This window comes from Corallococcus aberystwythensis, assembly GCF_003612165.1.
Taxonomy (GTDB): domain Bacteria; phylum Myxococcota; class Myxococcia; order Myxococcales; family Myxococcaceae; genus Corallococcus; species Corallococcus aberystwythensis.
Map to the genome: position 1 here is coordinate 1 of NZ_RAWK01000382.1, position 7,083 is coordinate 7,083.

General features: G+C 62.5%; 6 protein-coding genes and 3 pseudogenes. 2 read left to right on the top strand and 7 right to left on the bottom strand.

Annotation, left to right across the window (positions count from 1 at the left end; translation table 11 throughout):
* The 4 genes and pseudogenes from D7W81_RS38210 to D7W81_RS44480 all read right to left on the bottom strand — a co-directional run.
* A pseudogene (locus tag D7W81_RS38210) lies at positions 1 to 928 on the bottom strand (hypothetical protein); the annotation flags it as partial.
* A gap of 220 nt (positions 929 to 1,148) precedes the next feature.
* Positions 1,149 to 1,559 carry a hypothetical protein gene (locus D7W81_RS42145; protein WP_147445775.1) on the bottom strand — a complete coding sequence of 137 codons (411 nt, stop codon included), beginning with the start codon at positions 1,557 to 1,559 and terminating at the stop codon, positions 1,149 to 1,151.
* A gap of 676 nt (positions 1,560 to 2,235) precedes the next feature.
* Positions 2,236 to 2,385 carry an RCC1 domain-containing protein gene (locus tag D7W81_RS44475; protein ID WP_120560289.1) on the bottom strand — a complete coding sequence of 50 codons (150 nt, stop codon included), beginning with the start codon at positions 2,383 to 2,385 and terminating at the stop codon, positions 2,236 to 2,238.
* Positions 2,357 to 2,602 (bottom strand): annotated as a pseudogene (locus tag D7W81_RS44480) (RCC1 repeat-containing protein); the annotation flags it as partial. The pseudogene D7W81_RS44480 and the gene D7W81_RS44475, both read right to left, overlap by 29 nt.
* Before the next feature lie 119 nt (positions 2,603 to 2,721).
* Here D7W81_RS44480 and D7W81_RS42150 point away from each other — a divergent pair.
* Positions 2,722 to 3,435 (top strand): hypothetical protein, encoded by a 714-nt coding sequence (locus D7W81_RS42150; protein ID WP_147445776.1) that lies wholly within the window; start codon positions 2,722 to 2,724, stop codon positions 3,433 to 3,435.
* Positions 3,436 to 3,518: 83 nt separating this feature from the next.
* Here the strand turns inward: D7W81_RS42150 and D7W81_RS38225 are convergent.
* From D7W81_RS38225 to folD, 3 genes and pseudogenes are all read right to left on the bottom strand, one after another.
* A pseudogene (locus D7W81_RS38225) lies at positions 3,519 to 3,835 on the bottom strand (tetrahydrofolate dehydrogenase/cyclohydrolase catalytic domain-containing protein); the annotation flags it as partial.
* Between the two features lie 164 nt (positions 3,836 to 3,999).
* Positions 4,000 to 5,091 carry a S1 family peptidase gene (locus D7W81_RS38230; protein ID WP_120560290.1) on the bottom strand — a complete coding sequence of 364 codons (1,092 nt, stop codon included), beginning with the start codon at positions 5,089 to 5,091 and terminating at the stop codon, positions 4,000 to 4,002.
* A gap of 636 nt (positions 5,092 to 5,727) precedes the next feature.
* The gene (gene folD, locus D7W81_RS38235; protein ID WP_120560291.1) at positions 5,728 to 6,579 is read right to left on the bottom strand and encodes a bifunctional methylenetetrahydrofolate dehydrogenase/methenyltetrahydrofolate cyclohydrolase FolD; all 852 of its coding nucleotides are present in this window, start codon (positions 6,577 to 6,579) and stop codon (positions 5,728 to 5,730) included.
* 90 nt (positions 6,580 to 6,669) lie between these two features.
* Between folD and D7W81_RS38240 the strand changes: the two genes are divergently transcribed.
* Positions 6,670 to 7,083: TerB family tellurite resistance protein (locus D7W81_RS38240; RefSeq protein WP_244227718.1), on the top strand; the 414-nt coding region annotated here is incomplete at its 3' end.

Here is a 7,083-nt window from a genome sequence, read left to right on the forward strand (position 1 = left end):
GCTCAGGGGGTGGGGGTCCGGAAGGAGTGGGTTCGGGTTCGAGCTGGGGCTCGGCGGGGGCACGCGGCAGGCCCTGGACGAGCTCGTAGACGATGTCCTCCGGGGGCGGAGGCGGCGGCTTATCGAAGAGCGTCAGCGCCAGTCCCGCGAGCACCCGGAAGCGAGGCGTCCCTGGCTCCGAGCCCAGCCCTGCCCCGCCCATGGCGAAGAACTCCAGGGGCCGGACGGGTGCGTAGCGCAGTCCACCCAGCAACTCGCCGCTGACACGCTGCTGCCGCCAGGAATACGCACCGAACGCGGACACCTCCGCGCGCAAGGCGTAACCCACGGTCAGCCCCATACCGGCGCGCAGTTCATTACCCACGCCGTTGATGCGGTCCACATCGGAGTCGGACACCGCGCGACGCAGGAGCACACCCAGTTCCAGCGCCGGCGCCACGGGCCCCCAGCGCTTTCCCATCATGATCCGCCCCTGCCCCCGGACACCCCGGTCACGAGCAAGCGCTCCAGAACCACCCACGGGCAACCGGACATCCAGGTCGAGCGCCAGATGGAAGGCCTCGGGAGCGGAGGTCCCCAGCAATCCCAACCGGGCCGCGATTCGTGGTGCTCCCAGCCCGCTGCGCGAAGGCGAAGCGATGGACAGCGAGGTGCTCAGGTCCACGCCACTCTGGTGGATGACCCCAGGAAGCTGGGCCTGAAGCTCCAGCCACGGCAGCACGCCCACGGCCAGCGACACCAGGCCCGTGGTCCGGGACAGGACGAGCGAAGGCTCCAGCAATCCATTCGGGATGCGCAGGGGCGACCGCGTGTAGTGCGCCATCAAGGAGATGCGCAGCGCCCCGGGCGCGAGCAACTCCCCGCTTCCAAGGGCCAGGGGCCCCAGCCCCGGGTTCGGGTCCAAGCGCTCCAGGGAGAACGTCGGCAACGGCGTTGCATCCTGGGCACGCGCGGGGGTTGCGAGCAGCAGCAGACCCAGCACGGCCCCGCCACGGACGTATCGGTGCAAGGCCGGACCCATGCACGCATCATCCGTCAGGACCCGTCCGGGACGAAGGGGAATGGCGATACGCGCTCACCGCATGGAGAGCCTGAGACTCACCTTTGAGTACGCCTCACCCAAGCGGGTTGGGCACTGATGCCTTCAGCTACTGCCATGTGCCATTAACACACAAGGCATAGCAGTTTCCGGTCGACACGCACGCCTTGCCCTCGACGGGGCCGCCGATGCAAACACCATCGAGTTTCGCCGAGCACCTGACGTCCGAGGTCACGCGCTGACCATCGTTGTAATACACCCCTTCGAACTCACATTGCTTGCAAGCCTTGGTCACACCATCGCAAGTCACAAAGCCTGTTGGACCATCCACTGCGGAACAAACATTGCCCGTGCAAGTCAAGGTCGTGCGGGTACCACACTGGGCCGAGCAGGTCACCAGGGACTGATCCATGGTGTTGAGTTCGTCTCCGGAGAGCGCCTCCGCTTCCGGCCCGGCATTGCAGCCCCAGAGAAAGGAGAGAGGGAACGTCACCAGGAGGAGGCGAAGAAGGGAGGACATCGTCGACACTCTTTCTGCGGCAGCAAGGGCAGATGGTTTTCGCCACGACTTCCATTCCGAGTCCCAGAAGTCGAGGCTGCCGCATGAGAGAATCCACCCTTCCTCTTCGGCCCCTTCAAGAGGAGCCGAGCTGCCCTTTCACTTAAACGACAGATCAAAATCGAGCCATCCCCTCCATGCCTGCTCGCGCAATCTTGAGACAGGCTTTAGATTGCGCACGCAGTCCCCTCTCCCATGGAGACACGACCATGCGATGGTTGCCGCTAGCGAAATCGTTTAGATTGTCAATGGGTTCCGCGATGCTTCTCGTCGCTTGTGGCCCTGAAACCGCGCAGGAAGCTGCGCCTGAGACCCAGGCCTCGCAGTCGGGCCGTCCAGTGCGCGCCATGGCACCCCCGGACAGCTGTGACCCGGATGTCGACATCGGCTGGTGCCGCGTGAATGCCGACCGCGTCCGCTGTGCCAACGGCCGTTACGTGTATGCGTATTCGACGCCGGACGGCTATTGCATCCGTTACGACGCCTGCAAGAACCAGGGCGGCCCGTACGTTTGCGGTTTGTAACAAAATCCCCTTCCCTGCCCTTTATGGGCAGGGAGGCCTGGACGTTCAGCTCGGTTTCCGAGGACCTGCAGCGAGACAAGGAACAAGCGGGCCGTCTTCGCCCCGTCTCTCAATTAGCCATGGCCGTTCGAGCCCCAGCCCCACACGGTGCCGCCCTGTTTCATCGCGAGCGTGCGATGGCCACCAGACGCGAGGGCATGAAGCTCGGCAGCCATTCCCGAACTTGCCGGAGGCATTGCCTCCCCAAGCCCAAATCGTGCCATCGCGCTTCAGGGCGAACGTGTGAGACGCACCCACGAACAGGGCGTTCGAGCCCGTCAGGCCTGGCACTTGAATCGGCAGGAGACGAGGCGAGGTCATCCCGTCATCCAACTGGCATGAGGCGTTGCTTCCCCAGGACCAGACCATCACAGTCCATGCGGACCTCTTCGAGATCGAGGTTCGGCTGGGAACCGGAGGAATGAGCCCGCCGCCCATCATTGAGCGGTGCTATGCTCATTACAATGGACCATAATCAAACCGACTTGACCTGTGCGTACTGCGGCAATCCGGGCGAGATAACACGTGAGCACATCTGGCCACGATGCATCATTGAGAGAGTGCCCAGCTACAACACCCGATACTCAAAAAGCGCCGACAAGGTATTTGGCGCCGAACTCGTGATTCGAGACGTCTGCGTCAAATGTAACAACGGCGTTCTTTCGAAGCTCGATAGCTACATCTGCGATCTATTCGACAGATATTTCCACAGACATCCCCAGCCGAACACGACGGTGCGCTTCGAATATTCGTTTGACCTTCTCCTCCGTTGGCTACTCAAGATTTCCTACAACTCGGCACGCACCACGGATCCGAACACACCCTTGCGGATCTTCCGCGAATACATCCTTGGCACCGCACCGTATCCCAGTGAATCAGTGTCCCTGGCATTGGACATCGTACCTCCCGTTGAGTTCATCACGCGAGGAGATGGCATAAAGCGCACGCTTACGCCGGACTGGATGCGTTGTGGAGAAGCACAACTTGTGCCATCGGCATCAAGCTGGTGCATCATTCGATTTGTAACCCTCAACGCATTCCACTTCCTTGTACTTGTCACGCCTGTCAACACCGTCAAAGTCGACGAGTCCGAGATTCGGCGCGTATTGTCTTCGATTCCCGGCCACCCTGTCTACCCAAACAGGACCCATATTGACGCCCCCGTGGGAAAGCCGAGCATCAGCCGCATGCACATGCATCACTTCGAGGCAAAAAAGGACCTTTACGATGCACATTCTTCTCGCTCCAAGGGGAGAAAGAAGCCTCTAAAATAGCGTCAACTGCCCGTTGCAGTTGAGTTGGCTGATCGCCATTCCCATCTGGATGAAGGCGCACTCATCACTAAATAAGTCCCGTTGATGGCGTCCGCGTCCAGGTGCTTGGGCAGGGGCAGCTGCACCAAGATGCCGTGCACCGCCGGGTCCTCGTTCAACCGGTGCACCAGCGCCAGGAGTTCCTCCTGGGTGATGGTCTCGTCCGGGTGGTGCTCCCAGGAGTTGAAGCCCACCTCCTCGGCGGCCTTCTTCTTCCCCGTCACGTAGATTTTCGACGCCGGGTCCTCTCACCCACGCGCACCACGGCGAGTCCCGGGGTGATGCCGCGCTCCGCCTTCAGGCGCGCCACCTCCTCCTTGATCTCCGCCCGTGCAGGCGCTGAATTTCTGAAGAAGTGCAGGGCGCCTGCCGAACGCAGGCGCCCTTTGGGGCACGGACAACTGTGGGTTTACGTTGGTCCAATGCAGGCACGGGCAAAGCGCGATCGTCATGATGGCAGGCACCATCGCGGTGTGCCCGTGACCCTGCCATCGCCATCAGCACTACGCGCCGTCTTGATGCGTTCTAGTGACAATCCTGCGGGCACCAAGCCCAGTTTTCGCCCGGCTCGCAGACTCCATTGGGGCATTCTGCCTCCCCACCACTGTAATAGCAGTCTTCTGGGCAGCTAGTGTATCCGTCAAGGCTATTCTCGTCATCGTCGCAGATGGAATCCCCACAATAACAGTCGGCTGGATTCAGACTTGTTCTTTCGCCCAGGGCAATTGAACAGAAGCCATCTCCATCTACTGTATAGGCGCAGTCATAAGGGCAGTCATATATGCTTTCATAATTCATGTCGCATGTTCCATCGCCACATCGGTCCGCGCAGGACTTGCCCGAGTCGCACGGCAGGTCGGCGCGAGCTTGAATCCAATCCAGATCGAGCACGAGCCGTGCATACTTGTTCCAACTCTCACAGCTTGGGACTCCCCAACTCAGGACGCCTACCTGTTTACGAGTGTTTCCCACATACGAGAAGAACGGGCCGCCGCTGTCACCGGCACATGCGGAACCGGGCAGCCCATCGACCCGGATGATCCAGTCCTTGACATTACTAACGTAACCGACACCCTGTACTTTGACGCCTGTTGAATTCCATCCTCCGCCCAGGTTGTTCTCGCCATATCCGACGGCCCAGGCAAACGTCCCGTCCGAGATCCAAGCTGACTCTTCCGAGGGCGAGATCAGCTTCGCAAGGGGATAGGGAGCAGGCGTGGATAGATAGATAAGCGCAGTATCGTGGTGACTACTCACGACGATGCCGAGCAGATAGTCCATGTCGTAGTCGGGATGCAGCTCGTATCCAGAGGCTGAATACAAAACACGTCCGATCCCAGGAACGTCGAAGGCTACCGAAATACTTGAAATGGCTGGGCCATTGTCAAGACAGTGGGCTGCGGTGAGCACTGTGGATGAATCGATGAGTGTACCGGTGCAGAGAGCATTACCCGCGTGCACCATCGCGACCTCCGGATAGTCATTGGTGGCTACATTGCCGTTGTAGACGCGATTTGATTGGGAAACGAACGTGTCGGGTTCGGACTCCGTGCTGCACCCGAAACCTAGCGCCACGCATAGCAAGACATACAGCCGCTTCGCGACCGAACTGCTCATTCAAGCCGTCCTTTCTATTGACACGCTGCGCTCGTACCTCAACGGGCGGAGGGTAGGCCAGGACAGTGTGGCACTACCTCTGTCTGCCGGACATTGCAGTTCAACTGCATGGCGAAGCCGGGCATCGTTGCCGTCGGGCGTGCCAGGACGAGGAGGGAGGAGCAGCGCTTTGCAGCCTACAGGGCAGGCCCCCTCCGTGACTGCGCACCTGGGTGGCGCAGGGGGCCGTCCTGAGGGCTTAGGATTGCGAAGCGAGTGGCCGATGCAATGGCAGTCGTTGGTGAAGTCAGTTGGAATGGCGATGGGTGCCGTGATGCTTCTCGTCGCCGGTGGACCTGAAGCAACGCAGGAAGCTCTACCAGAGACGCAAGCCTCACAGCCGGACCGGCCCATGCAATCCATGGCTCTCCCGACCAACTGTGCCCCGGACATCGACATCGCTTGGTGTCGCGTGAACACAGGCCGCGTCCGCTGCGCGAATGGACGTTACGTGTATTCCTATTCGACACCGGACGGCTATTGCATCCGTTACGACGCCTGCAAGAACCAGGGCGGACCCTACGTCTGCGGTCTATAGACGCCCTTGCTTTCGGGACTCCCTGCCCTCTTCAAGGGCAGGGAGGTCTAACCGTCTGACTACTTCCCCGCGCGCTGTGCCGCTTCCAGCGTGTTCTTCATCAGCATCGCGATCGTCATCGGGCCCACGCCACCCGGCACCGGCGTGATGAACGACGCTCGCTCCGCCGCCGCGGCGAACTCCACGTCGCCCACCAGCTTGCCGTCGGCCTTGCGGTTCATGCCCACGTCAATCACCACCGCGCCGGGCTTGATCCACGCGCCCTTCACCAGCTCCGGCACGCCCACCGCCACCACCAGGATGTCCGCCTGGGCCACCTCTGCCGGCAGGTCGCTCTTGCGGTGGCACACCGTCACCGTCGCGTCCTTCTGGAGCAGCATCAGCGCCTGCGGCTTGCCCACGATGTTGCTGCGGCCCACCACCACCGCGCGCTTGCCCGCCGGATTGCACCCCACCTCTTCCAACAGCCGCATCACACCGTAGGGCGTGCACGCCCGCGTCGCCGGCCTTCCCAGGAGCAGATTCCCCGCGTTCATCGGGTGGAAGCCGTCCGCGTCCTTCTCCGGCTTCACCGCGGAGATGATGGCGTCCGCGTCCAGGTGCTTGGGCAGGGGCAGCTGCACCAGGATGCCGTGCACCGCCGGGTCCTCGTTCAGCCGGTGCACCAGCGCCAGGAGCTCCGCCTGCGTGATGGTCTCGTCCGGGTGGTGCTCCCAGGAGTTGAAGCCCACCTCCTCCGCGGCCTTCTTCTTCCCCGTCACGTAGATTTTCGACGCCGGGTCCTCACCCACGCGCACCACGGCGAGTCCCGGGGTGATGCCGCGCTCCGCCTTCAGGCGCGCCACCTCCTCCTTGATCTCCGCCCGCACGCGCGCCGCCACTGCCTTGCCGTCAATCAACTGAGCCGTCATGAGACCCACCTTATGCAAGACTGACCCGGCACAAGGGAGCGAAGCGAAGGCATGGGCGCGGGAAAAGTTCTCGGGGCGATGTTGGGTCTCATGGCCGGCCTCCTCCTCGGCGGGCCCTGGGCCATCGTGCTCGGGCTCATCGTGGGCACGGGCCTGGGCCACTACTTCGACGAACAGCACGCGTCGCCCCCGGACTTCCCGGAGGTGTTCAGCGACTTCCCGGACACCTTCGAACCTCCGCCCCCGTCCTCCGCCCTCACCCAGTCCCCGGGCGAGTTCCCCCTCGTCGAGGCTCCGGACGAGGACCCGCTCGACCGCGACATCACCGCCCTCTTCGTGGACGTGGCCCGCGCCGACGGCGACATGCGCCGTGAGGAGGTCCGCGAGGTCCGCCGCTACTTCGAGGAGGTCCTCCACGCCGACGCCCACACCGTCCAGGCCGTGCGCCGCCACCTCAAGGACTTCCTCTCCAGCCCCGCCACGCCGGACGCCCCCGCCGCCCTC